Below are 23,862 nucleotides of genomic sequence, written 5' to 3'. Positions count from 1 at the left end.
CGGCCGGGAAGAGGGCTTCGGCGCCCGCCGGGTTGCCGGTTCCCCTGTTTCCGAGCGAAGGGCGAGCTTTTAGTTTTGGGCATATCGGATATAGGGGATGTATCAGTGAGGTTTCTCAGGAAGCGCGGATGGGTCTCGTGGGTCTCGGTGGTGGTCTGGCGGCTGTGAGGCGCAGGGCGCTTGCGCGGGTGGGCATGGCGGTCATGGTCATGGGGGCCTGGGGGCTGGTCGGGGGGTGCGGGGAGGGGGGCGGGGACGGGCCTTCCGTGGGGCTGCTGCTGCCCGGGGGCGGGGACTCCCGGTTCGGGCAGTTCGACCGGCCGCTGATCGAGGGGAAGCTCAAGGAGCTGTGCCCGGACTGTCCTGCGGCCCTGGTCGCCGCCACGCCCGATCCGGCCGTGCAGCGGCAGCAACTGGAGTCGATGATCACCAGGGGCGTGGATGTGCTGATCATCGCCGCCGTCGATCCGGAGCTGCTGCGTCCGTCCGTCGAAGCCGCGCACCGGGCCGGCATCCCGGTCGTCGCCTACGACAGGCTCGCGCAGGGGCCGGTCTCCGGGTACGTGACCTTCGACGGCGCGGAGGTCGGCAGGCTCCAGGCCCAAGGGCTGCTGAAGGCCATGGCCGCCAAGGGGCGGAACGAGCAGATCGTGATGATGAACGGGGCCACCACCGACCCCAACGCCGAGTGGTTCAAGCAGGGGGCGCTCGCCGTCCTCAAGGGCAAGGTGAAGATCGGCGAGTCGTACGACACGGTCAACTGGCGGCCGGAGAACGCCTTCGTCAACATGCGGGGAGCCCTCGCCACGCTGGGCGGGAACAGCATCGACGGTGTGCTGGCCGCCAACGACGCCCTCGCCGGCGCCGTGATCTCCGCGCTCAACGCCACCGAGGTCCGGCCGCTGCCCCCGGTCACCGGTCAGGACGCCGACCTCGTCGCGGTACGGCGCATCGTCAGGGGCGAGCAGTACATGACCGTGTACAAGCCCTTCAAGCCGGCCGCCGACGCCGCCGTCCAGATGGCCGTCGCCCTCGGTCGCGGGCAGGCGGTCGGGTCCATCGCCACCCGCACCGTCGACAGCGCCACCACCGACGACATCCCCTCCGTCCTCCTCCCCTCGGTCTCCGTGACGGTCGACAACATCAAGGACACCTTGGTGAAGGACGGTATGTACACCATCGACCAGGTATGCCCTCCTAGACTTCGGTCGGCGTGCGACGAGGCCGGGATCACCGGCTGAGCGCTCACGGAAGGAGGTGGCCTTGTCGCCAGGCCGCGAGCCGGGCCCCGAGCCAGGGCCCGAGCCAGGACCCGTCCACGGTCGGCCCCTTCTGGCGATGCGCGGCGTGTCCAAGCGGTTCGCCGCCGTCCAGGCGCTGGTGGACGTCGAGCTGGAGATCAGGGCAGGGGAGGTGGTCGCCCTGATGGGCGACAACGCCGCCGGCAAGTCCACCCTGGTCAAGGTGATCTCCGGGGCCGGCCCGGCCGACCGGGGCGTCATCGAGTGGCAGGGCGACGCCATCCAGATCAGGCGCCCCCAGGACGCCCAGGCCCTGGGCATCGCGACCGTCTACCAGGACCTCGCGATGTGCGACAACCTCGACGTCGTCGGCAACCTCTTCCTCGGCCGGGAGATCCACCGGTTCGGCGTCCTCGACGAGGTGGAGATGGAGCGCCTGACCCGCGAGCTGCTGCACACGCTGTCCATCCGCATCCCCGACGTGCGCGTGCCGGTCGCCGCACTGTCCGGCGGGCAGCGGCAGGTCGTCGCGATCACCCGCTCGCTCCTCGGCTCGCCCCGGCTGCTCCTGCTGGACGAACCCACCGCCTCCCTGGGCGTCGAGCAGACCGGTCAACTCCTCGACCTCATCGAGGAGCTGCGCGACCGGGGCCTCGGCGTTCTCCTCATCAGCCACAACATGGGCGACATCAAGGCCGTCGCCGACCGGGTGGCCGTCCTACGCCTCGGACGCAACAACGGCGTCTTCGACGTGAACACCGCCTCCCAGGAGCAGATCATCTCCTCCATCACCGGCGCCGCCGACAACGCGGCAGGCCACCGACCCACCCGCCCGGAGGAGGCATGGCCGTGAGGGGGAGGCAGGGAGACGGGCCGGAGGTGGCCGGCGGCGAGGCGGAGAAAGACGGCGGGCGGCGGACGGTCGCGCGGATCAGGGCGTACGTCGTCCACGGCGTACGCAGGCGGCTGCACGAGCACGATCTCGGTCCCGCCCCCGTCCTCCTCGCCCTCGCCGTGATCTGGGTGGTCTTCCAGAGCCTCAACGGGAACTTCCTCTCCCCGCGCAACCTGTCCGTGCTCAGCGTGGACATCGTCGGCACCGGCATGGTGGCCGTCGGGATCGTGTTCGTGCTGCTGATCGGCGAGATCGATCTGTCCGTGGGCTCGCTCGCCGGGCTCGCGGGCGCCGTGTTCGCTTCACTGAACGTCAACCTGGGGATGCCGGAATGGCTCGCCGTGATCACCGCGCTGTGCTGCGGCGCCGCCGCCGGGGGACTGCACGGGTTCTCCTTCGCCAAGATCGGCGTGCCCGCGTTCGTCGTCACCCTCGCGGGTCTGCTCGCCTGGAACGGGGTGATGCTGTACCTGCTGGGGCCGGACACGTCCGTCAACTTCAGCGAGGACGGCCTGGTCGCCCAGCTGACCAGCCGCTACTTCGGCTCCGGCTTCGTCGTCTACGGGCTGCCGGCGCTCGTCACGGCCGTGTACCTGCTCGCCGCCCGCCGTGAGCGCCGGCGCCGGGCGGCCGCCGGGATGCCGTCCCGGCCTCCGGGCGTGATCTGGGCGCGTACGGCGGTCCTCGCGGCGGTCCTGTTCACCGTGGTCTCCGTCCTGGACCGGTTCGAGGGGCTGCCGCTGGCTCTGCTGATCTTCCTCGCGGTCATCACCGCCTCGGACCTCTTCCTGCGCCGTACGACCTACGGTCGGCAGATCCTCGCGCTGGGCGGCGGCGTGGAGGCGGCCCGGCGGGCCAGCGTCGACGTGACGCGCGTGCGGATCGCGGTGTTCATGGTGTCGGGGACCCTGGCGGCCGTCGGCGGGCTGTTCGTCGCGTCCCGGCTCACCTCGGCGAGCCAGGTGCCGGGCTCCGGGATGCTGCTGATCAACGCGATCGCCGCCGCCGTCATCGGGGGCACCAGCCTGTTCGGCGGACGCGGGTCGGCCTGGTCGGCGCTGCTGGGGGTGCTCATCATCCAGTCGATCGCCTCGGGCATGTCCCTGCTGGGCGTGGCGTCCCCCGTGCAGTTCATGATCACGGGTGGGGTGCTGTACACGGCGGTGGTGGCCGACGCGTTGACCCGACGCGCCCCGAGCCCGCTCGGGCGGCCCTGAGCCGGAGGGGCTCAGGCCCGCCCGGGCGGGCCCGAGGCGGAGGGGGGCGGAGAGGGGTACCGCCGCGGCACCCCTCCCCCGTGCGTCAGGCGCCCAGGTAGACCGGGGCCTTCTGGCGGGGCTTGCCGTGGATGTAGTTGCTGACGGTGCCGTCGGCGGCCAGGACGACCACCGTGTTGTCGTCCTGGAGGACGACGGGGCGGGCCTTGGCGTAGGCCACGGGGAACGTGCCGTGGCCGGTGGTCAGGCGCACCCCGTAGACGCCGTTCCGCTTGACCAGCTTCACGGTCGAGCCGTCGGCGAGCTTGTAGCGGCCGAGCCGGGGGTGGGCCGCGGTGGCCGCGCCCGTCCAGGTGAGGTTTGTGCCGTCGGGGGGGAGCACCAGCGTGCGACCGCCGAACAGGGCGGCGCCGGAGCGGGCGTTCGCGTCGATGAAGCGGATCAGCTTGCCGCCCTGGAAGACGCGGGCCTGGTAGTGGCCGCCTGCGTTGACCCGGAAGATCTGCGCGGTCGTCCGCGCGTCGAGGCGCACGGTGCGGACGAGCTTGCCGCGCTGCGTGCAGTCGGCGGTCAGCGCGGGGAAGGCGACGGCCTGCCACGGGGTGGAGCCGCCCTGGCTGCGCTGGTGGAAGACCGGCTTCGCGCCCAGCACCCCGGTGATCTTCAGGCCGCTGGACAGGTTGACGGGCCTGCTCTGGTCGACGGTCGCGACGACGGCGCCCCGGGAGGTCAGGAGCTTGGCGGACGCGCCGTCGTCGGCGCTGTTGACCAGCCGGACCTTCATGCCGCCGAAGGCGGAGGGGACCGTCCTGACGGCGACACAGTTCGCCTGGTTGGTCGTGGGCACGGCCGGAGCGGCGGCGACCGCGGCGGTCGCGGAGGCGACGGCGGCGGCGGCCGTGCCGACGAGGGCGACGGCGGCGAAGGCGGTGCGGAGTGCGGGGCGCATGACGGCTCCTGGGTACCTGGCATCTGCGGTGACGGTCTCGGTGACCTGCGATGACAACGGTAGAAATCGTCCGCCGCGGAACAGTCCGATCCATGTCACAGCCGTGTGACGAGGCGTCACATCCGCGGTTCCGCGACTCCCCGCGCCCGCAATCGCGCGCCTGGTCGCGTCAGTTGTTCCACGACTCGTCGTACGGGTCCCGGGGCTGTGGCGTGGGGGTCACCGTCGTCGCCTCGAACCAGGGGATCGGGCCGTCGTTGACCGGGTCCCGGCTCTGGCGGGGGGTGTACACGCCGGTGACGCGCAGCCAGGTGTCCGGCTGGAGGACCGGCGGGATGCGGCCGGTGAGGCCGATCTTGACGGGCTGGGCGTCGGCCGCGCAGCAGTTGAGGGCCATGCGGACGAGGTACGGCGTGCCGTCGGCGTCCAGGACGAGGAAGCCGGTGATCTCGATGCGCCGGCCGGTGAGGGTGCGGCCGTGGTCGTACGCGGCGCGGGTCGCGTAGTCGACCACGCTCAGGCGCAGGGGGCCGGTGGGCGGGAGGGCCGCGTAGGCGGGGGGTTCCTGGAGGGCCGTGCCGGTGCGGGTGGCGCTGTAGGAGCCGAGGGCGGGCGGGGCGACCAGGATCAGGGCGAGGAGGGGCAGGAGCAGCAGCCAGGCGATCCGGGGTTCGCGGTGGCCGGCACCGGTGTGTTCCGCGCCGCGCTGCCGGCCTCGTTCGTACCAGGCCGTGGCCAGGGCCGTCGCCACCAGGACCGCGCCCGAGGCGAGGAGGAGGGGTTGCAGGCCCGCCTTGACGTAGCGGAGGTAGAGGTCGGTGGCGCCGGCGTGCAGGAGGGTCGCGCCGAGGAGGAAGAGGACGGCCGACTGGGCCAGGCGGTTCACAGGAGCACCGCCCCGGTCAGTGCCGCCCCCGCCACCGCGAGGACGAACGTCGCCGGGGCGAAGCGCAGGGCGAAGCCCCGGCCGAAGGTGCCCGCCTGCATCGCGAACAGCTTCAGGTCGATCATCGGGCCGACGACCAGGAAGGCGAGGCGGGCCGTCAGCGAGAACTGCGTCAGGGACGCCGCGACGAACGCGTCCGCCTCCGAGCAGATGGACAGGACCACGGCCAGCACGGCCAGCGCGAGGATCGCGACGAGGGGATTGTCCGCGGCGGTGCGCAGCCAGCTCTCCGGGGCGACCGCCTTCAGCGTCGCCGCCGCCATCGCGCCCACGACGAGGAAGCCGCCGGCGTGCGTCACGTCGTGCCGGACCGCGTCCCAGAACGCCGCGCCCTTGGTGCGGCCCACGTGCGGCGGGTGCGCGGGCGGGCGGAGCCAGTCCGTGCGGCCCAGCCGGTGCCAGAGCCAGCCCATCGCGCAGGCCACGGCGAGGCTCGCCGCGAACCGGGCCAGCACCATCTCGGGGTCGCGCGGGAAGGCCACGGCGGTCGCCGTCAGCACGATCGGGTTGATCGCGGGGGCGGAGAGCAGGAAGGCGAGGGCCGCGGCGGGGGTGACGCCCCGGCGGACCAGGGCGCCGGCGACCGGTACGGACGCGCACTCGCAGCCGGGCAGGACCGCGCCCGCCACGCCGGCCACCGGGACCGCGAGGGCGGGGCTGCGGGGCAGGGCGCGGGCGAAGAACGACGGGGGGACGTAGATCGCGATGGCCGCCGACAGCAGGACGCCCAGGACGAGGAACGGCAGCGCCTGGATCACCACCGCCACGAAGACCGTCGTCCAGCTCTGCATCACCGGCGCGGCCAGCGCGCGTCGCAGCGGGCTCTGGAGCAGCACCGTCAGGATCAGCAGGAGGGTGAGGGCGAGGGGGGAGGTGAGCCGGGGGCGGGGTTCACGGCCGGTCGTGCCGGCGTCGGCGTCCGCGTCGTCGTCGGGACGCGCCGCCGCTTCCCCCTGGTGGGGAGCCGTCGCTCTGCTGATGGCCACGGGTGGGGCACCTCCGGGTTCCCTCGCGCTGTCGCCCTGCCCTGCTGGTCCCCCGCCCGTCCCATACGGCCGCGCGGGTCCGCTTGTTCAGCGGCCGCCTGGAACCACCCGTCCCGGTGAGGCAGTCTTCTCCCTCGTGGGGAGCGTTCCGGATCAGGGTGCGCCGCGGGGCGGCGCCGGCGGGCACATGGTGGTGTGCGGGGACGACGGTCTCGCGCACCGGCTGGCCGCCGAGTTGCGGGGGGTCTACGAGGAGCAGGTCACCCTCGTCGTACCGCCCTCCGAGCGTACGGTACGGCCGCCGGTGGTCGGGCGGGCCCGTGCGGTGTCCGCGGCGCTGCTCGACCGGGTGGTGAGCGCGGCCGTGAACCGGGCGTCGGGCAACGGCGGCGGAGCTGCGGCGGGGCCGGGCGCGGGTGGCGGTGGCGGTGGGGGTGAAACCGGCGGTGTGCGGCAGGTGTTGGAGGCCGAGGAGCCGACCGAGGCCGTGCTCGCCGAGGCCGGGGTGGAACGGGCCGCCGCGCTGGCGCTCGTGTACGACGACGACGAGACGAACATCCGCGCCGCCCTCACCGCCCGCCGGCTCAACCCCCGGCTGCGGCTCGTCCTGCGGCTGTTCAACCGGCGGTTGGGCCAGCACATAGAGGAACTCCTCGATCAGGCAGCCGCGTTGGCGGTGGGCGGCGACGGAGACGGGGACAGCGGGGGCGGTGGCGCGGCGGAGGCCTCGACCACCGTGCTGTCCGACGCCGACACCGCCGCGCCCGCGCTCGCCGCGACCGCCGTCGCCGGCACCACGAAGGTCGTCCAGACGGACCGGCTCATGCTGCGGGCCGTCGAACGGCCCCCGCCCCGGCCCGGGCAGTCCGCAAATCCCGCCGGCGGTCCGGCCGGTTCCGGGCCCGCCACGCTCGCGTTGCTGTCCGCGACGAACAACGACCCTTCCTTCGCGGACGGTTCGGAGGCCAGCGGGGAGCAGGGGCCGCTGCTGCTGCCGGACGCGGCGACGGTGGCCGCCACGCGGGGGCGGGGCAGCGTGGTGCTGGAGCAGGTGTCGTACGCGGCCGGGGGCGGGACGCCCGGCGGTCGGGGCGTCGCGGTGGTGGCGCCGTTCGCCTCCCTGTTCTCACGGCGGTTGCGCTGGTCGCTCGCCGGGCTGGTGGCGTGCGTGGTCGCGCTCGCGGTGGCGTTGTGGGTGGTGACCGGGATCCATCCGCTGGGGGCGGTCTATCTGACGCTGCTGGACCTGTTCTCGATCAACGACCCGGCGATCGGGGCGTCCACCGAACGGCAGGTGCTGCAACTCCTGTCGGGGCTGATGGGGTTGCTGTTGCTGCCGGTGCTGCTGGCCGCGGTGCTGGAGGCGCTGGGGACGTTCCGCGGGGCGGGGGCGTTGCGGCGGCCGCCCCGGGGGATGGGCGGGCACGTCGTGCTGCTCGGACTGGGGAAGATCGGCACGCGGGTGCTGACGCGGCTGCGGGAGCTGGACATCCCGGTGGTGTGCGTCGAGGCGGCGCCGGAGGCGCGCGGGCTCGCGGTGGCGCGGCGGCTGCGGGTGCCGGTGGTGCTGGGGGACGTCACGCAGGAGGGGGTGCTGGAGGCGGCGAGGATCGGCCGCGCGCACGCGCTGCTCGCGGTGACCAGCTCGGACACGACGAATCTCGAGGCGGCTCTGTACGCGCGGTCGTTGCGGCCGGATCTGCGGGTGGTGCTGCGGCTGTACGACGACGACTTCGCGACGGCGGTGTACCGCACGCTGCGGGCGGCGCATCCGCAGGCGTTGACGCGGAGCCGCAGTGTGTCGCACCTGTCCGCCCCGTCCTTCGCGGGGGCGATGATGGGGCGGCAGATCCTGGGGGCGATTCCGGTGGAGCGGCGGGTGTTGCTGTTCGCCTCGCTGGAGGTCGCGGGGCATGCGCAGTTGGCGGGGAAGTCGGTGGGGGCGGCGTTTCGGGCGGGGTACTGGCGGGTGCTGGCGCTGGACCGGGGGGAGGACGGGGGGCTGGTGTGGGATCTGCCCGAGTCGTATGTGCTGCGGGGGGTGGATCGGGTGGTGTTGGCGGCTACTCGGCGGGGGTTGGCGGAGCTGTTGGGGCGGCGGGGGCGGCGGTAGGTTGTGCGGCCGGGTTGGGCGGGGTGGTTGTGCGGCTGGGCTGGGGTGGAGCGGGGTGGTTGTGCGGCCGGGGTTAGGCGGGGTGGTTGTGCGGCCGGGCTGGGGTGGGCCGGGGGCGGGTGTCGCTCGGCCGCGCTGGCGGGTGCCGCTGCGCCCACCCGTGCCGCCCCAGCGGCACGACTGCCCGCAGCTACGGCGGGGGGGGGGACGTGCCGCTGCGCCCGCAGCTACGGGGGGCGTGCCGCTGCGCCCGACCGTGCGGCCCCGGCGGCAGGACTGCCCGCAGCTGCGGCGGGGGGGGTGCCGCTGGGCCCGCAACTGCGGGGGCCCGGCCGAGGCCCGGCCCTCGTTCGTTATCGCAGGTGCTTCTGGGCGAATTCGAGTTCCAGGCGGACCTGTTTGATGCGTTCGTCGACCACCAGGGAGCCGTGGCCCGCGTCGTAGCGGTAGACCTCGTGGGGGGCGCCGCGGGACTCCAGGCGTTTGACGTAGTTGTCGATCTGGCGGATCGGGCAGCGGGGGTCGTTGACGCCGGCGGAGATGTAGACCGGCGCCTTGACGTCGTCGACGTACGTCAGGGGCGACGAGGCCGCGAAGCGTTCCGGGACCTCCTCCGGGGTGCCGCCGAGCAGCGTGCGGTCCATCGCCTTCAGGGCCTCCATCTCGTCGTGGTAGGCCGTGACGTAGTCGGCGACCGGGACCGCCGCGATGCCGAGCGCCCACGCGTCGGGCTGGACGCCGAGGCCCAGCAGGGTGAGGTAGCCGCCCCAGGAGCCGCCGGTGAGGATCAGGCGCTCCGGGTCGGCGAGGCCCGAGGAGACCGCCCACTCGCGGACGGCGGCGATGTCCTCCAGCTCGATCAGCCCGACCCGGTGCTTCAGCGCGTCGGTCCAGGCCCGGCCGTACCCGGTCGAGCCGCGGTAGTTGACGCGGATCACGGCGTAGCCGTGGTCCACCCAGGCCGCCGGGGCCGCCGCGAAGGAGTCGCTGTCGTGCCAGGTGGGGCCGCCGTGGATGTCGAAGACGGTCGGCAGCGGGCCGGTCGCGCCCGCCGGCTTCTGGACCAGGGCGTGGATCCGGCCGCCGGGGCCCTCCACCCACACGTCCTCCACCGGCACCGAACCCGGCGACTTCGGCCCGGGCGGGTCGAGGACCACCCCGCCGCTCGTGGAGCGCACCGCGGGCGGCTGGGCGGCGCAGGACCAGAGGTACTCCACGCTGCCGTCGGGGCGGGCCGTCGCCCCGGACACTGTGCCCGGCGGGGTCGGCACCCGCTCCAGCTCGCGGCGGGCCAGGTCGTAGCGGAACAGTTCGCTGCGCGCCTCGAAGCTGTGCGCGACGAGGAGGCCCGAGCCGTCCGGGTACCACTCGGCGCTGACGTCGCCCGGCAGGTCCAGGGCGAGGTCGCTCTCCTCGCCGGTCGCCACGTCCCACACCATCGGCTCCCAGCGGCCCCTGCGCTGGTGGCCGATCAGCAGCCGGGTGTCGCCGTCGACCGGGGCGAAGCCCAGCACCTCCAGGCCCAGTTCCTCGGTGCCGCCCCGGGTGTCGTCGAGCTCGGCGACCGTCGTGCCGTCCGGGCGCAGGACGCGCAGCGCGGAGTGCATGGCGTCGCCGTGCTCGGTGTGCTCGATCGCGATGAGCGAGCCGTCGTGGGAGAGGTCGCCCACGCCTGCCGACTCGCGGTGGCGGTACAGCTCGAACGGGGGCTCGCCGACGCGGGCCACGTGGATCGTGGTGCCGTCCTCGTCGGTGGAGCGGCCCACGACCGCCGTGCGACCGTCGCGGCCCAGGGCCAGGCCCGCGGGGTAGGAGGGGTCCAGGCCGGGGGTGGCCAGCTCGTCCTCGCCGCCCTCGAAGGGCTGGCGGCGCCAGACGCCGAACTCGTCGCCGTCCTTGTCGTCGAACCACCAGATCCAGGCACCGTCCGGGGAGAGCACGCCGTCCGTGGTGCCGTTCGCCCGGTTCGTCGCCTGGCGGCGCTCGCCCGTCGACCGGTCCCACGCGTACAGCTCGTACGTCCCCGTCGCGTTCGACACGAACAGGGAGCGGTCCGGCGCGTCCTCGGCCCAGTCGGGCAGCGACACACGGGGCGCCCTGAAGCGCCTCTCCCAGTCCGGCGTCTCCTCGTGCCGCTGCGGCGCGGCGGACCCCTTGCTCTCAGTCATGGCCCCATACTGCCTGCTCGGAGCGGCAAGTAATCCCCGCGGCCCCCAGCCTGTGGACAACTTTGCCCACGACCCGCCGTTCGTCCACACCCCGCGGGCCGCCGCACCGCGCTTGCCCCGTACCGTTGAGGGCGTGTACCGGTTTCTGCTGACGCCCCGCTGGTGGGGGATCAACGTCTTCGTGCTGCTGGCAATCCCCTTCTGCGTCTTCATGGGGTCCTGGCAGCTGAGCCGGTTCGAGTCGCGCGTCGACGACCAGCGCACCGCCGAGGCGCAGGTGGCGTCCGCCCGCAAGGAGGCGCCGCGGCCGCTCGCGGAGATGCTGCCCGTGGACAAGGCGACCTCCGGCAAGCGGGTCACCGCGACCGGCCGGTACGGCGAGCAGTTGCTGGTGCCCGACCGCGAGCTGGACGGCCGGCAGGGCTTCTACGTGCTGACGCTGCTGCGGACCGACGGCGGCAGGGCGCTGCCCGTGGTGCGCGGCTGGCTGCCCGGCGCCGCCGACGCGGCGAAGGCCCCGGCGCCGCCCGCGGGCCAGGTCACCGTCACCGGTGCGCTCCAGGCGTCCGAGACGCCCGGCGACAACGGCGTGAGCGCGCGCGGGGGCCTGCCGGCCGGGCAGACGGCCGCGATCAGCGCGGCCTCCCTGGTCAACCTGGTCTCCTACGACCTGTACGACGCCTGGGTGACCCTCGACACCGCCGCCCCGGGGACGAAGGCGGTGCCGGCGACCGCGCCGGCGGGCACGGGGCTGGACCTGAAGGCGTTCCAGAACCTCGGGTACACCGGCGAGTGGTTCGTGTTCGCCGGGTTCGTGGTGTTCATGTGGTTCCGGCTGGTGCGCCGCGAGGTGGAGTTCGCGCGCGACGCGGCGCTCGGGATCGCCCCGCGGGACGACCGGGCGCCGGCCGGCGCGGACCCAGCCGCTCAGGAGGACGCCAGCACGCCCGTCCGGTAGACCGTGCCCGCGCAGGCGTTCGCCACCGTCGCCGAGACGCTCGGGCCGCCGCCCTCGGCGGTGTACGTCACCACGACGCTGCCGTCGGCCGTGCCGTCCTCGACGAGCAGCTGCGGGGCCGTGCCCTCGCCGGCGCCGGCCGAGGCCGTGCCGCTGTTCTGCTCGCTCGGGCTGGGGTCGGGCGAGGCCGTGCCGCCGCCGCCCGTGTCGCCGCCGGTGCCGCCGCCCGGGGTGGGGCAGGTCTCGGCGGGGACCCAGGCGAACCGCACGTCGTACGCCGCGCCCGGGGCGAGGGTCAGCCCGGAGGCGTAGCGGGAGGGCCCGGGCAGCTGGGGGGCCTGGCCGCCGGCGGCGTACTCGGCGACGCTGATCTTCGCGGGGTCGGCGGCGCCCTGGGCGGTGGGCGTCAGGGACACCGCGCCGCCGACGGTGCAGCCGTGGTCGGAGACGTTGACGATGTGGAAGCCGCCGTAGACCACGCCGGTCGCGTCGGGGGCGTCGACGCCGGCGGTGGCGGAGCCGAGCTGGGAGGCCGTGCAGGCGGGGGCGGTGGCCTCGCCTGAGGAGGAGGGGCCGGCGCCGGCGGTGGCGCCGGTCGCGCTGCCGGTCTCCTTGTCCTGTTCGTCGCCCTTGCCGGTGTCCTCGTCCTTCTGGCCGGGGCTGCCGTCGGCTGCGTGGGCCGTGCCCGAGACGCCGCCGTCGGGGAGCTTGCTCGCGCCGTCGTCGTCCTGGGTGCGGGAGGCCTGGCCGGCGATCGCGGGGTTGGCCTCGGAGTCGTCGGAGTTCGACACGTGCAGGGCGGCCGGGACGGCGGTGACGACGAAGAGTGCGGCGGCGGCGATGCCGACGGCGGCCTGACGCTTGCGGGCCCTGCGGACGGGCACGGCCCGCCGCAGGTGGTCCAGCGCCCCGTCGCGCGGTTCCATCTCCTGGACCGCCTGGTGGAGCAAGCGGCGCAGTGCCAGCTCGTCCGAGTCGAGCCCGTCGGGGCCCTGGTCGTCGAGGTGGTGGTTCACGGTTGCGTTCCCAGCGTGCGATTGCTTCGGCTGTTGCGTGTGTGGCCGCCCGTGCGGCGGCCGGGCCGGCTCGTCCTGCCGCCCGGTCGACGCGTCCGGCTCGTGCCGCAGGTGTGGGTCCGGCTCCCCCTGGCCGCTCACGCCGGCTCCTGCATGGCGACGCGCAGGGCGGCGATGCCGCGGGAGCCGTAGGCCTTGACGGAGCCCAGCGATATCCCGAGGGTCTCGGCGACCTGCGCCTCGGTCATGTCGGCGAAGTAGCGCAGCACCAGCACCTCGCGCTGGCGGCGCTGGAGGCCCTTCATCGCCTTCATGAGGGAGTCGCGCTCCAGCTGGTCGTACGCGCCCTCCTCGGCGCTGGCCATGTCCGGCATCGGCTTGGACAGGAGCTTCAGTCCGAGGATGCGGCGGCGCAGGGCGGAGCGGGAGAGGTTGACGACCGTCTGGCGCAGGTAGGCCAGGGTCTTCTCCGGGTCGCGGACGCGTTTGCGCGCGGAGTGGACGCGGATGAAGGCCTCCTGGACGACGTCCTCGCAGGAGGCGGTGTCGTCGAGGAGGAGGGCGGCGAGACCGAGCAGGGATCGGTAGTGGGCCCGGTAGGTCTCGGTGAGGTGGTCGACCGTGGTGCCCGCGGCCGCGACGTCCGCGACGGCCTCGGAGTACTCGACGCCGCCCTGGGGTCCGGACGGGCCGGGGACGGGGGCGGGCCGCGCTGCGGGCATGGGCGCGATCACCGGCATGCCGCCGCGCCCGCCGGGCGGGCGGGGGCGCAGGACGGCGCGGGGCGGTCGCAGGACCGCGGCGCGCGCCGCCACAGGGAAGTCGAGTACCTCTGCCACGTCAGTTGGACACGCTCGCGCCCTCGATGGTTGTACGCCCCGGCCACGGCATCAGGGTGTGTTTCCTCCGCCGGCGTCCCGCACCCGCGTCGCGCACCCGGCAGCACCACTGACGGCGTCTCACATGCCCTCATGCGTCCCGCTCTTCCCCTGTATCCCATATGAACGGGCGTCCCCACGCCCTGATCACGGCGTCCCCACGCCGGGACCACACACACCTACACACCCCTGAGGGGTCACAGCCACGCACCCGGAAGGGTGATCGCAAAGACGCTCCCCGCCCCCCGCTCGGTTGCGGGGGACGGGGAGGGAAATCGTCTTTTTCCATACTCAGCGGCAAAGGTGCCCGGTACAAGTGATCCTGACCGTCGACCGGATCACATCCGCGCCCGCGAATGCTATCGACCCGTCAAGCTCTGGCCAGCGCTTTTCCTGGCTGTGCCGGTGTCTCAGGACGGTTCCGCGGCCACCAGTTCCGCGATCTGCACCGTGTTGAGGGCGGCTCCCTTGCGCAGGTTGTCCCCGCACACGAAGAGCTCCAGGGCCGTGGGGTCGTCCAGCGCCCTGCGCACCCGGCCCACCCAGGTCGGGTCGGTGCCCACCACGTCGGCGGGGGTGGGGAACTCCCCGGCGGCCGGGTTGTCGCACAGCACCACGCCGGGCGCGGTGGCGAGGATCTCGCGCGCGCGGTCGACGGTGACCTCGTCCTGGAAGCGGGCGTGCACGGTGAGGGAGTGCACCGTGACCACCGGCACCCGCACGCAGGTCACCGCGACGGGCAGCTTCGGCAGGCCGAGGATCTTGCGGGACTCGTCCCGCACCTTCATCTCCTCCGAGGACCAGCCGTCCTCGCGCAGCGATCCCGCCCACGGCACCACGTTCAGCGCGACCGGCTCGGGGAACGGCCCCCTCAGATCGCCCACGGCCCGCCGTACGTCACCGGGGCTGGTGCCCAGTTCCGTGCCGGCCACCATGGACAGCTGCTGCCGCAGCGCCTCCACGCCGGCCCGGCCCGCCCCGCTGACCGCCTGGTACGACGACACCACGAGCTCGCGCAGGCCGAACTCGGCGTGCAGCGCGCCCAGCGCGACGATCATCGACAGGGTCGTGCAGTTGGGGTTGGACACGATCCCGCGCGGCCGGGCCCGCACCGCGTGCGGGTTGACCTCGGGGACGACCAAGGGCACCTCCGGGTCCATCCGGAAGGCCCCGGAGTTGTCGACCACGACCGCGCCCCTGGCGGCGGCGACCGGCGCCCACCGCTCGGCGACCTCGTCCGGCACGTCGAACATCGCGACGTCGACGCCGTCGAAGGCCTCCTCGGTGAGCGCCGCCACCTCGACCAGCTCACCGCGCACGGCCAGCTTGCGGCCGGCCGAGCGCGGCGAGGCGATCAGACGGATCTCGCCCCAGACGTCGGCGCGCTGGGACAGGATCTGCAGCATGACCGTGCCCACGGCGCCGGTCGCTCCCACGACCGCCAGCGTCGGGCGCGCGGTCGCGCGAAGGACCGTCATCAGCGTCCGGTGCCCCCGTAGACGACGGCCTCGTCGCTGTCGGAGTCCAGACCGAAGGCGCTGTGCACGGCGCGCACGGCCTCCGGCACGTCGTCGGCGCGGGTGACGACCGAGATGCGGATCTCGGAGGTCGAGATGAGCTCGATGTTGACGCCCGCGTCGGACAGCGCCTTGAAGAAGTCGGCCGTGACGCCCGGGTTGGTCTTCATGCCGGCGCCGACGAGGGAGATCTTGCCGATCTGGTCGTCGTAGCGCAGCGAGTCGAAGCCGATGCCGGCCTTGCTCTTCTCCAGGGCGTCGATGGCCTTGCGGCCCTCGGCCTTGGGGAGGGTGAAGGAGATGTCGGTCAGGCCCGTGGAGGCGGCCGACACGTTCTGCACGATCATGTCGATGTTGATCTCGGCGTCGGAGATCGCGCGGAAGATCGCCGCGGCCTCGCCCGGCTTGTCCGGGACGCCGACGACCGTGACCTTGGCCTCGGAGGTGTCGTGCGCGACACCGGAGATGATGGCCTGCTCCACCTGCTTTTCCCCTTGCTGCTGTGTCTTCCGGTCGACCGGCTCGCTGCTGACCCACGTGCCCGGGAGTCCGCTGAAGGACGAGCGGACGTGGATCGGGATGTTGTACCGGCGGGCGTACTCCACACAGCGGTGGAGCAGCACCTTGGAGCCGGACGCCGCCAGTTCGAGCATGTCCTCGAAGGCGATCCAGTCGATCTTCCGCGCCTTCTTGACCACGCGCGGGTCGGCGGTGAACACGCCGTCGACGTCGGTGTAGATCTCGCACACCTCGGCGTCGAGAGCGGCCGCGAGGGCCACGGCGGTGGTGTCGGAGCCACCGCGGCCGAGGGTGGTGATGTCCTTGCTGTCCTGGCTGACACCCTGGAACCCGGCGACGATGGCGATGTTGCCCGCGTCGAGCGAGTCACGGATCCGGCCCGGGGTCACGTCGATGATCCGGGCTTTGTTGTGGACCGAGTCGGTGATGACACCTGCCTGGCTGCCGGTGAACGACTGGGCGCTGTGGCCCAGGTTCTTGATCGCCATGGCCAGCAGGGCCATCGAGATCCGCTCTCCGGCGGTCAGCAGCATGTCGAGCTCGCGTCCGGCAGGGATCGGGGATACCTGCTCGGCGAGATCGATCAGCTCGTCCGTCGTGTCGCCCATCGCGGAAACCACGGCCACCACCTGGTGGCCGTTCTTCTTGGCTTCCACGATCCGCTTGGCGACGCGCTTGATGCCCTCGGCATCGGCTACGGAGGAGCCTCCGTACTTCTGCACGACAAGGCCCACGTGCGCTCCTCGCTCAGTTTGTCTCTGTCCGCACATACACCCTCGTACTGCGGGTCGGCTCAGTTTAACGAGCGTCCGTATGCGGCCCCCCTGGTATCGCATGGTGAGACACACCGCGAGGCCGGGGCCGGTCGCCCGTCAGGACCACCCCTGCCCACTCAAGACGAAGTGATGGCTGTGAATTAAGTATCAAGCAGTTTGGGGGGCCGCCGGGAGGCTACTCAGGGCAGGTTGAGGGCTTCGCCCACGGGCCGCTCGGCTTCGCCCGCGGACTGCTGCCCAGCGGGCCGAGGCGGTCAGCGCAGGCCGAGGCTGTCGCCGATCTCATCCGCCATGACCCGGCCCGCCTCGGCCTCCAGGACGTCGTCGCCCATGTCCTGGTCGGTGTCCAGGCCGTTCAGCTCCTCCAGCGGCTGGTCGAGACGGACGTGGGCGAGGATCGAGTGCAGGGCGCGCAGGGTCGCCGAGGCCGTGGAGCCCCAGTTGGAGAAGTAGGAGAACTGCCACCACCACAGCGCCTCCGAGGTGCGGCCGGCGCGGTAGTGCGCCATGCCGTGGCGCAGGTCGGTGATGACGTCGGTGAGGTCGTCGGAGATCCGGGCCGGCACCGGGGCCTTGCGGGGCTCGTAGGGGTCGAAGACCTCGGAGTAGACGTCCACCGGGTCCAGGAGACGGGCCAGGTTCTCGCGCAGCTCGTCGACGTCCGGCTCCGGGCCGGGATCGGGCTCGTAGCGCTCGTCGGGGACGATGTCCTCGTGGGCGCCGAGGCGGCCGCCGGCCAGCAGCAGCTGGGAGACCTCCAGCAGGAGGAAGGGCACGGCCGAGGCCGGCTCGTCACCCTTGGCGACCTCGGTGACCGCGACCAGGAAGCTCTCGACCTGGTCCGCGATCTGGACCGCGAAGTCGTCCGGGTTCTGGCCGGTCGCGTGCAGCGTGGCGTCAGACATCTAGGAGTCGTCTCCCCTCGAAGGCGCGGCCGAGGGTCACCTCGTCCGCGTATTCCAGGTCACCGCCCACCGGGAGGCCGCTGGCCAGGCGGGTGACCTTCAGGCCCATGGGCTTGATCATGCGGGCGAGGTACGTGGCCGTCGCCTCGCCTTCGAGATTCGGGTCGGTGGCGAGGATCAGCTCGGTCACCGTGCCGTCCGCGAGGCGGGCCAGCAGCTCCCGGATGCGCAGGTCGTCCGGACCGACGCCCTCGATGGGGCTGATCGCGCCGCCGAGGACGTGGTAGCGGCCCCGGAACTCCCGGGTCCGCTCGATGGCGACCACGTCCTTCGGCTCCTCCACCACGCAGATGACGGCCGGGTCGCGGCGCGGGTCACGGCAGATGCCGCACTGCTCCTCCTGCGCGACGTTCCCGCAGACGGCGCAGAAGCGGACCTTGGCCTTGACCTCCATCAGGGCCTGCGCGAGACGCCGTACGTCCGTGGGCTCCGCCTGGAGGATGTGGAAGGCGATCCGCTGCGCGCTCTTGGGACCGACGCCGGGCAACCGCCCCAGCTCGTCGATGAGGTCCTGGACCACGCCTTCGTACAACGGACTGCCGTCCTTCCTGGATTCCCTGCGGTACGTACGGTAGTTGGCCGCCGCCCTTCCTAGGAAGGAGGTGCGGCCATGACGGTCAGAAGGGCAGGCCGGGGATGCCGCTGCCGCCGCCCAGGCCCTGGGCCAGCGGACCCAGCTTCTGCTGCTGGAGGGTCTGCGCGTTCTCGTTGGCCGCGTGGACGGCGGCGACGATCAGGTCGGCGAGCGTCTCGGTGTCCTCCGGGTCCACCGCCTTCGGGTCGATCTTCAGCGCGCGCAGTTCGCCGGCGCCGGTGACGGTGGCGTGCACCAGGCCGCCGCCCGCCTGGCCGTCGACCTCCGTGGCCGCCAGCTCCTCCTGGGCCTGGGCCAGGTCCTGCTGCATCTTCTGGGCCTGCTGGAGCAGCTGCTGCATGTTGGGCTGGCCACCACCGGGAATCACGATCAGCTCCTGTGTCGTACGGCTGTCACGGGGGTCTCCCGCTGTCCTCGGGCGGGAAATCCCGCTCGGCACGAGCCTACGTGGTCTGTGCGGGTGTCGCCCCAGCACTCTTTCGAGTGACTCATGGGTGTGGCCTCTACCTGATCAAGGCCTACTTCCGGGCGGAAAAGCGACGAAACCTTCCTCTTCGGCACCGGCCGGACGGTAGGAAAGGGGCCTGGATCACGGGAACAGCAGGGATCAGTAGGGAGTGCCGGGTGGGTCAGCAGCCAGAGAGGCAGCCCGAGGGCCCGCCCCAGGACGGACGGGGCGACGGGGCGGCCGGGCTGCGGCCGGGCGATCTGGCCGGGCGGGCCTTCCCGCTCGGGAACTGGGGCGAACCCGCCGAGCGGCTCGACGAGCTGTACCGATGGGTGGAGCGGGGCGCGCTGGAGACGGCGTCCTGGTACCTCGCCGACCGGGTCTGGAAGCGGCGGAGCGCGCGGGTGCTGCGGAGCGGGGCCGCGGCGGGCACGGCGGCCGGGGCGGCGCTGCCGCTGCTGGAGGTCACCGGCGCGCTGGGCGGGGCCGCCCGCTGGGGATACCTGGCGCTGCTGCTGGCGGCGGCGTGCGCCGGGGCGGACCGGTTCTTCGGGGTGACGGCGGGATGGATGCGGGACGTGGCGACGGCGCAGGCCGTGCAGCGACGGCTCCAGGCACTCCAGTTCGACTGGGCGTCGGAGAGCGTGCGCGAGGTGCTGGGGCCGGCCGAGGGGACGGCCGCCGAGGCCGCCGAGCGGTGCCTTTCCGTGCTGCGGCGGTTCTGCGAGGACGTCACGGAGCTGGTGCGGGTGGAGACGGCGGAGTGGATGGTGGAGTTCCGGACGGGGGTGGCGCCGATGGGGATCCAGGCCTCGTCCTTCGGAGGGGCGCGCGGGGAGGCGGGGGGCGCGCACGGTCGTTCCGCGCTTCCGCCGGGGGCGGCCGCCCGGCCGAACATGCCCCGGCAGCGGCCGCCCGAGCCGCGCTGAGGCGGCCGGCGGTTCTCAGCCGGCGCGGGTGTACGTCAGCTTCTCGCCGGTGCTCCGGTTGAGGCGTTGCAGCCGGCCGTCGGGGAGGAGGGTGACCTCGGTGGGGGCGCCCGGGGTGCAGGAGGAGAGCGGCTCTCCCGTGGTGACCGTGGACGGGCCTATGGCCAACGGGCCGTCGTCCACGGGCTTGCGGGCGAGGTCCGCGGTGAACTCGCAGTGGTAGCCGTCCCCGTCGGCGACCAGCTTGAGGACGTCGTCGCCCACCTGCCCCTGAGTGAGCGTGAGGCGGCGGGAGTTGGCGCCGCTCGCGTTGTCGATGGTGGCGGACCAGGTCCCGAGATAGGCCTCGGGGACCGCGCCCTCCCCCGGGCTGGACGAGGCGGACGCGGAGGGCGTCGCCGTCGGCTCCCCGGACGTCTTGGGGGCTGTCACGCCCGCTGCGGCCGGGGAGGGGGACGCGCCGGGGCGCGCGTCGGACGTCGCCCCGTCGTCGCCGTCCATCAGCGCATACACCGAGCCCCCGGCGGCGAGCGCGACCACCGCGGCGACGGTGACGAGCAGTGCGCCGGCGCGGCGGCTGCGGCGGGGCGGCTCCGAGGGCTCGTCGCCGCCGTCGGCGTCGTAATGGTTCTGGGGGGCCACGGCGGTGGGGCCGGGACCGTCGGCGTACGGGTTGTACGGGGCCGGCTGCGGCGGGGGGTAGCCGTAGCCGGGCGCGGGGTGGGGGTGCTGGGCGGGGTGACCGTAGGCGGGGTGGGCCGGCACGCCGGCCTGACCCCCCGCAGCGGCGCCGACGACACCGGCTGCCCCGGCCCCCGGCTCCCAGCCCGGCTCGCCTCCCGTCCCGGAACCGGACCGACCCGCGGAGCCTTCGGCGGGCACGGTGGGGACGGGCCCCGGGGGAAGCGGCTCGCTGCGGGGGCCGGTGTGGGCCGGTGGCGTCTCGGGGTTCTCCGTCTCCAGGAGGCGGACCGCGTGCCGGCCCAGCTGCGCCACCAGGGCGCCCGGCAGCCACGGGTCGCGGGACCGGCCGTCGGCGACGGTCTCGTCGGCGCGGGTGCGCCGGAGGATCCACTCCAGCGAAGGACGGGCGTCCGGGTCCTTGCGCAGACAGCCGCGGACCAGGTCGGCGATGCCCTCGGGCAGGCCGGTGAGGTCGGGTTCCTCCTCGGCGATGCGGAACATCAGCGCGTGCGCCCCGTTGTCCGCGGTGCCGAAGGGCAGCCTGCCGGTGGCCGCGTAGACGAGGACGGAGCCGAGGCAGAACACGTCGCACGCCGGGGTGATCCGCTCGCCGCGCACCTGCTCCGGGGACATGAACCCGGGCGAGCCGACCACCGCGCCGGTGCGGGTGAGGCCGTCGTCCCCGGCGACCGTCTCCAGCGCCCGCGCCACGCCGAAGTCGATGACGCGGGGCCCCTCGATGGTGACCATCACGTTGGACGGCTTGAGGTCGCGGTGGACGATCCCGGCCGCGTGGATGTTGGCCAGCGCGTGGGCGAGCCCGGCGGCGAGGATGCGCACCGAGCGCTCGGGCAGCGGGCCGTGGTCATGCCCGACGACCTGCTGGAGGCTCGGCCCGGCGACGTACCCGGTGGCGACCCAGGGCACGGCGGCCTCGGTGTCGGCGTCGAGGACGGGCGCCGTCCAGAACCCGCCGACCCGCTGGGCGTTGCGCACCTCCTGGCGGAACCGCGCCCGGAACTCCTCGCGCGCCGCCAGCTCCGGCCGGACCAGCTTCACGGCGACGGTCCGTCCGCGGTCGGAGCGGGCCAGGTAGACCTGGCCCATGCCGCCGGCGCCCAGCCGCGCGAGCAGCCGGTAGCCGCCGATGCGCTGCGGATCCCCCGCGCCCAGCTTCTCCATGGCCGCCCCGCCTCTCCCCCACAGATGTGATCGAGCCGAGGATAATCCGGCCGTTCGGGGAGTCGCGGGGGACGGGGCCTACGGTTCCATAACGGGCGGAGACTCCGGCGTGTCCCCGGGCTCCAGCGCGTCCGGCGTCCCCGGCTCCAGAGCGTCCGGCGCCCCCGGTTCCAGCGCGTCCAGCACCACGGACAGCCGTTCCAGGACGCGTACGGCCTCGGCGAGCTCCGCCTCCCCGAACGCCTCCGCCAGCCGGTCGGCGAAGGCCGCGTGCTGGGGGTCGATGCGGGCCACCGCGGCCCGCCCCTGAGCCGTCGGCGCGAGCAGCTTGGCGCGCCGGTGGGCGGGGTTGGGCCGGTACTCGGCGAGGCCCCGGTCGACCAGCAGGTCGGCGACGCGCTGCACGCTCTGCCGCGTGATGCCCATCGCGCGGGCGATCCCCGACACCGGCAGCGGTTCGCCGAGCACCGCTCCGAGCACCTGCCACCAGGCGGCGGTGAGCCCGGACGGCCGGGCCAGCTCCTCGGCCACCGCGAGGAACCGGCCGTTCAGCCGGAAGACGCCGAGCGCGCTCCGGCTGAGCAGGTCCTGTCGTCCGACGCTCACCGCGCGGCCGCCTTCTCCAGCACGTCGTACGCCTGCGCGTCGGAGTCGTGGAACAGCCGGTACCAGGCGTCCAGCACCTCCCCCTCGTACACGCCGAGCAGACCGAGGATCTCGCGGGCGAAGGCGACGGGTTCGGTGGGCCCGGCGGTGATCAGCCCCCGGTCGGTGACCGCGTCCGCGTCGGTGTAGTGCTCGCCGCCGCCGTAGCCGGTCGCGGCGAGGTAGAAGGAGACGGCGCCGGTGTGGGCCCGGTCGTCGAGCAGGCCCTCGCGGGCGAGCCCGGCGGTGGCGCCGCAGATCGCGGCGACGGGCGTGCCGGCGTCCAGGAAGGCGCGGGCGGCACGGGCGAAGGGCGCGAGGTCCTGCGAGGTGTCCCACAGGTCGGCGCCCGGCAGGATCAGCAGCGCGCTGTCCTCGGGGCGGAGGTCGGCCAGGGCCAGGTCGGGCTGGATCCGCAGGCCGCCGATGCTTGTGACGGGTGCCGTGGACGGGCCGACCGTGCGCACCGGGTAGCCGGCGCGGGCGAGGTACGCCGTCGCGTGTCCCGTCTCCCAGTCGGCGAGGGTGTCGTAGACGGCGAGGTGCACGGGCTTGCGGGCGGGGGCGCTCATGAGTCCTCCTCGGGGCGGCCTAACAAGGTCATGACAGCATGCTGCCCATTAGGCAGCATGCTGTCAAGCATGGTTACGGCCGTCCCGACGCCCGACAACCTGTCGCGGAAACCCTCACTCGGCAGACAGGACGCCGATACCGGTTCCGCATCCCGGACATTTACGCTCGCCCGCATGACCCCTCAGCCCCACCCCCAGGCCGGCGCCGCCGTGAAGGCCGCGGACCGCGCGCACGTCTTCCACTCCTGGTCCGCCCAGGAGCTCATCGACCCGCTCGCCGTGGCCGGCGCCCAGGGGTCTTACTTCTGGGACTACGACGGCAACCGCTACCTCGACCTGAGCAGCGGGCTCGTCTTCACCAACATCGGCTACCAGCACCCGAAGGTCGTCGCCGCGATACAGGAGCAGGCCGCGAAGCTCACCACCTTCGCGCCCGCCTTCGCCGTCGAGGCCCGCTCCGAGGCGGCCCGGCTGATCGCCGAGCGCACCCCCGGCGACCTCGACAAGATCTTCTTCACCAACGGCGGCGCCGACGCCGTCGAGCACGCCGTCCGCATGGCCCGGCTGCACACCGGCCGCACCAAGGTGCTCTCGGCGTACCGCTCGTACCACGGCGGCACCCAGCAGGCCGTCAACATCACCGGCGACCCCCGCCGCTGGGCCTCCGACAGCGCCTCCGCCGGCGTCGTGCACTTCTGGGCGCCGTACCTGTACCGCTCCCGCTTCTACGCCGAGACCGAGGAGCAGGAGTGCGCCCGGGCGCTGGAGCACCTGGAGACGACGATCGCCTTCGAGGGGCCCGGCACCGTCGCCGCGATCGTCCTGGAGACCATTCCGGGCACCGCCGGCATCATGGTCCCGCCGCCCGGCTACCTGGCCGGGGTGCGCGAACTCTGCGACCGGCACGGCATCGTCTTCGTCCTCGACGAGGTCATGGCCGGGTTCGGACGCACCGGCGAGTGGTTCGCCGCCGACCTGTTCGACGTCACGCCCGACCTGATGACCTTCGCCAAGGGCGTGAACTCCGGCTATGTGCCGCTCGGCGGTGTGGCCATCTCCGGCCGGATCGCGGAGACCTTCGGCAAGCGGCCCTACCCCGGCGGCCTGACCTACTCCGGGCACCCGCTGGCCTGCGCCGCCGCCGTCGCCACCATCGAGGTGATGGCCGAGGAGGGCGTCGTCGACAACGCCCGGCGCCTGGGCGAGAGCGTCGTGGAGCCCGGCCTGCGGCAGCTCGCCGAGCGCCACCCCAGCGTGGGCGAGGTGCGCGGCGCCGGCATGTTCTGGGCGATCGAGCTGGTGCGCGACCGCGAGACCCGCGAGCCGCTGGTCCCCTACAACGCCTCCGGCGAGGCCAACGCGCCGATGCTCGCCTTCAGCGCCGCCGCCAAGAAGGCCGGCGTGTGGCCGTTCGTGAACATGAACCGCACCCACTTCGTGCCGCCCTGCAACGCGAGCGAGGCCGAGCTGAAGGAGGGCCTGGCGGCGCTGGACACGGCGCTGTCGGCGGCCGACGAACACACCGTGTAGGGACACCGCTCCCCGGCCGGACGGCGGACGGCGAGGACCGTCCGCACACCGGATCCCGAACGCGTCGAACGCGTAAGGTGGCGTGCTCGTATTGGAGTACGAACGAGGCGTACGAGCACGCCACCGCACCGCG

21 protein-coding genes are annotated in these 23,862 nt (G+C 73.5%); 7 read left to right on the top strand and 14 right to left on the bottom strand.

The features are described 5' to 3' along the window. Positions 1-137 precede the first annotated feature (137 nt). The 3 genes from ACFYXA_RS26600 (at position 138) to ACFYXA_RS26590 (ending at position 3,353) form a co-directional block, all read left to right on the top strand. A complete protein-coding gene (locus ACFYXA_RS26600) occupies positions 138-1,241 on the top strand; it encodes a sugar ABC transporter substrate-binding protein (protein ID WP_389037187.1) in 1,104 nt (367 codons plus the stop codon). 97 nt (positions 1,242-1,338) lie between these two features. Then, the gene (locus ACFYXA_RS26595) at positions 1,339-2,094 is read left to right on the top strand and encodes an ATP-binding cassette domain-containing protein (RefSeq protein WP_130438561.1); all 756 of its coding nucleotides are present in this window, start codon (positions 1,339-1,341) and stop codon (positions 2,092-2,094) included. Continuing rightward, positions 2,085-3,353, top strand: coding sequence for a sugar ABC transporter permease (locus ACFYXA_RS26590; protein ID WP_389037124.1), 1,269 nt, complete (start codon positions 2,085-2,087; stop codon positions 3,351-3,353). Before ACFYXA_RS26595 ends, ACFYXA_RS26590 begins: the two co-directional genes overlap by 10 nt. An 85-nt stretch (positions 3,354-3,438) precedes the next feature. On the opposite strand, the gene ACFYXA_RS26585 is transcribed toward ACFYXA_RS26590, so the two are convergent. From ACFYXA_RS26585 to ACFYXA_RS26575, 3 genes are all read right to left on the bottom strand, one after another. Continuing rightward, entirely contained in the window at positions 3,439-4,302 is an 864-nt protein-coding gene (locus ACFYXA_RS26585) for a hypothetical protein (RefSeq protein ID WP_389037121.1), read from the bottom strand. 169 nt (positions 4,303-4,471) lie between these two features. Next, positions 4,472-5,188, bottom strand: coding sequence for a TIGR03943 family putative permease subunit (locus ACFYXA_RS26580; RefSeq protein WP_389037118.1), 717 nt, complete (start codon positions 5,186-5,188; stop codon positions 4,472-4,474). Then, complete coding sequence (locus ACFYXA_RS26575; protein ID WP_389037115.1) at positions 5,185-6,234, bottom strand: permease; 1,050 nt, start codon at positions 6,232-6,234, stop codon at positions 5,185-5,187. The genes ACFYXA_RS26580 and ACFYXA_RS26575 overlap by 4 nt, the downstream gene beginning before the upstream one ends. A gap of 187 nt (positions 6,235-6,421) precedes the next feature. Between ACFYXA_RS26575 and ACFYXA_RS26570 the strand changes: the two genes are divergently transcribed. Further along, complete coding sequence (locus tag ACFYXA_RS26570; RefSeq protein WP_389037184.1) at positions 6,422-8,347, top strand: NAD-binding protein; 1,926 nt, start codon at positions 6,422-6,424, stop codon at positions 8,345-8,347. Between the two features lie 353 nt (positions 8,348-8,700). On the opposite strand, the gene ACFYXA_RS26565 is transcribed toward ACFYXA_RS26570, so the two are convergent. Further along, positions 8,701-10,515: a prolyl oligopeptidase family serine peptidase gene (locus ACFYXA_RS26565; RefSeq protein ID WP_352244779.1), complete on the bottom strand. Its 1,815-nt coding sequence runs from the start codon at positions 10,513-10,515 to the stop codon at positions 8,701-8,703. Positions 10,516-10,648: 133 nt separating this feature from the next. On the opposite strand from ACFYXA_RS26565, the gene ACFYXA_RS26560 reads away from it, so the two are divergent. Further along, positions 10,649-11,473, top strand: a complete 825-nt coding sequence (locus ACFYXA_RS26560; protein WP_389037111.1) for an SURF1 family protein — start codon at positions 10,649-10,651, stop codon at positions 11,471-11,473. Here ACFYXA_RS26560 and ACFYXA_RS26555 read toward each other — a convergent pair. The 7 genes from ACFYXA_RS26555 to ACFYXA_RS26525 all read right to left on the bottom strand — a co-directional run bounded on the left by ACFYXA_RS26555 (position 11,443) and on the right by ACFYXA_RS26525 (position 18,106). Beyond that, positions 11,443-12,489, bottom strand: a complete 1,047-nt coding sequence (locus ACFYXA_RS26555) for a hypothetical protein (RefSeq protein WP_352244777.1) — start codon at positions 12,487-12,489, stop codon at positions 11,443-11,445. The genes ACFYXA_RS26560 and ACFYXA_RS26555 overlap by 31 nt on opposite strands. Before the next feature lie 137 nt (positions 12,490-12,626). Next, complete coding sequence (locus ACFYXA_RS26550) at positions 12,627-13,328, bottom strand: SigE family RNA polymerase sigma factor (RefSeq protein WP_389037108.1); 702 nt, start codon at positions 13,326-13,328, stop codon at positions 12,627-12,629. A gap of 449 nt (positions 13,329-13,777) precedes the next feature. Continuing rightward, positions 13,778-14,845 carry an aspartate-semialdehyde dehydrogenase gene (locus ACFYXA_RS26545; RefSeq protein ID WP_352244774.1) on the bottom strand — a complete coding sequence of 356 codons (1,068 nt, stop codon included), beginning with the start codon at positions 14,843-14,845 and terminating at the stop codon, positions 13,778-13,780. Further along, positions 14,845-16,137 carry an aspartate kinase gene (locus ACFYXA_RS26540; RefSeq protein WP_130438579.1) on the bottom strand — a complete coding sequence of 431 codons (1,293 nt, stop codon included), beginning with the start codon at positions 16,135-16,137 and terminating at the stop codon, positions 14,845-14,847. The genes ACFYXA_RS26545 and ACFYXA_RS26540 overlap by 1 nt, the downstream gene beginning before the upstream one ends. Positions 16,138-16,433: 296 nt before the next feature. Continuing rightward, a complete protein-coding gene (locus ACFYXA_RS26535; RefSeq protein WP_352244773.1) occupies positions 16,434-17,084 on the bottom strand; it encodes a DUF5063 domain-containing protein in 651 nt (216 codons plus the stop codon). Further along, positions 17,077-17,676, bottom strand: a complete 600-nt coding sequence (gene recR / locus ACFYXA_RS26530; protein ID WP_130438583.1) for a recombination mediator RecR — start codon at positions 17,674-17,676, stop codon at positions 17,077-17,079. Before recR ends, ACFYXA_RS26535 begins: the two co-directional genes overlap by 8 nt. Positions 17,677-17,761: 85 nt before the next feature. Then, a complete protein-coding gene (locus tag ACFYXA_RS26525) occupies positions 17,762-18,106 on the bottom strand; it encodes a YbaB/EbfC family nucleoid-associated protein (protein WP_130438585.1) in 345 nt (114 codons plus the stop codon). A 257-nt stretch (positions 18,107-18,363) separates the two neighbouring features. Here ACFYXA_RS26525 and ACFYXA_RS26520 point away from each other — a divergent pair, with 257 nt between their 5' ends. Then, complete coding sequence (locus ACFYXA_RS26520; RefSeq protein WP_389037101.1) at positions 18,364-19,116, top strand: SLATT domain-containing protein; 753 nt, start codon at positions 18,364-18,366, stop codon at positions 19,114-19,116. A 15-nt stretch (positions 19,117-19,131) separates the two neighbouring features. On the opposite strand, the gene ACFYXA_RS26515 is transcribed toward ACFYXA_RS26520, so the two are convergent. The 3 genes from ACFYXA_RS26515 to ACFYXA_RS26505 all read right to left on the bottom strand — a co-directional run bounded on the left by ACFYXA_RS26515 (position 19,132) and on the right by ACFYXA_RS26505 (position 22,199). Beyond that, entirely contained in the window at positions 19,132-20,982 is a 1,851-nt protein-coding gene (locus tag ACFYXA_RS26515; RefSeq protein WP_389037099.1) for a serine/threonine-protein kinase, read from the bottom strand. Between the two features lie 78 nt (positions 20,983-21,060). Next, positions 21,061-21,588 carry a MarR family winged helix-turn-helix transcriptional regulator gene (locus tag ACFYXA_RS26510; RefSeq protein WP_389037096.1) on the bottom strand — a complete coding sequence of 176 codons (528 nt, stop codon included), beginning with the start codon at positions 21,586-21,588 and terminating at the stop codon, positions 21,061-21,063. Beyond that, positions 21,585-22,199 (bottom strand): DJ-1/PfpI family protein, encoded by a 615-nt coding sequence (locus ACFYXA_RS26505; RefSeq protein WP_389037093.1) that lies wholly within the window; start codon positions 22,197-22,199, stop codon positions 21,585-21,587. The genes ACFYXA_RS26510 and ACFYXA_RS26505 overlap by 4 nt, the downstream gene beginning before the upstream one ends. Before the next feature lie 174 nt (positions 22,200-22,373). Between ACFYXA_RS26505 and ACFYXA_RS26500 the strand changes: the two genes are divergently transcribed. Next, positions 22,374-23,729 (top strand): aspartate aminotransferase family protein, encoded by a 1,356-nt coding sequence (locus ACFYXA_RS26500; RefSeq protein WP_352244768.1) that lies wholly within the window; start codon positions 22,374-22,376, stop codon positions 23,727-23,729. Positions 23,730-23,862: the final 133 nt, after the last annotated feature.

Origin of the sequence: Streptomyces sp. NPDC002566 (assembly GCF_042889585.1) — a bacterium.
Classification (GTDB): Bacteria; Actinomycetota; Actinomycetes; order Streptomycetales; family Streptomycetaceae; genus Streptomyces.
This window is presented reverse-complemented; position numbering and strand designations above follow the sequence as displayed.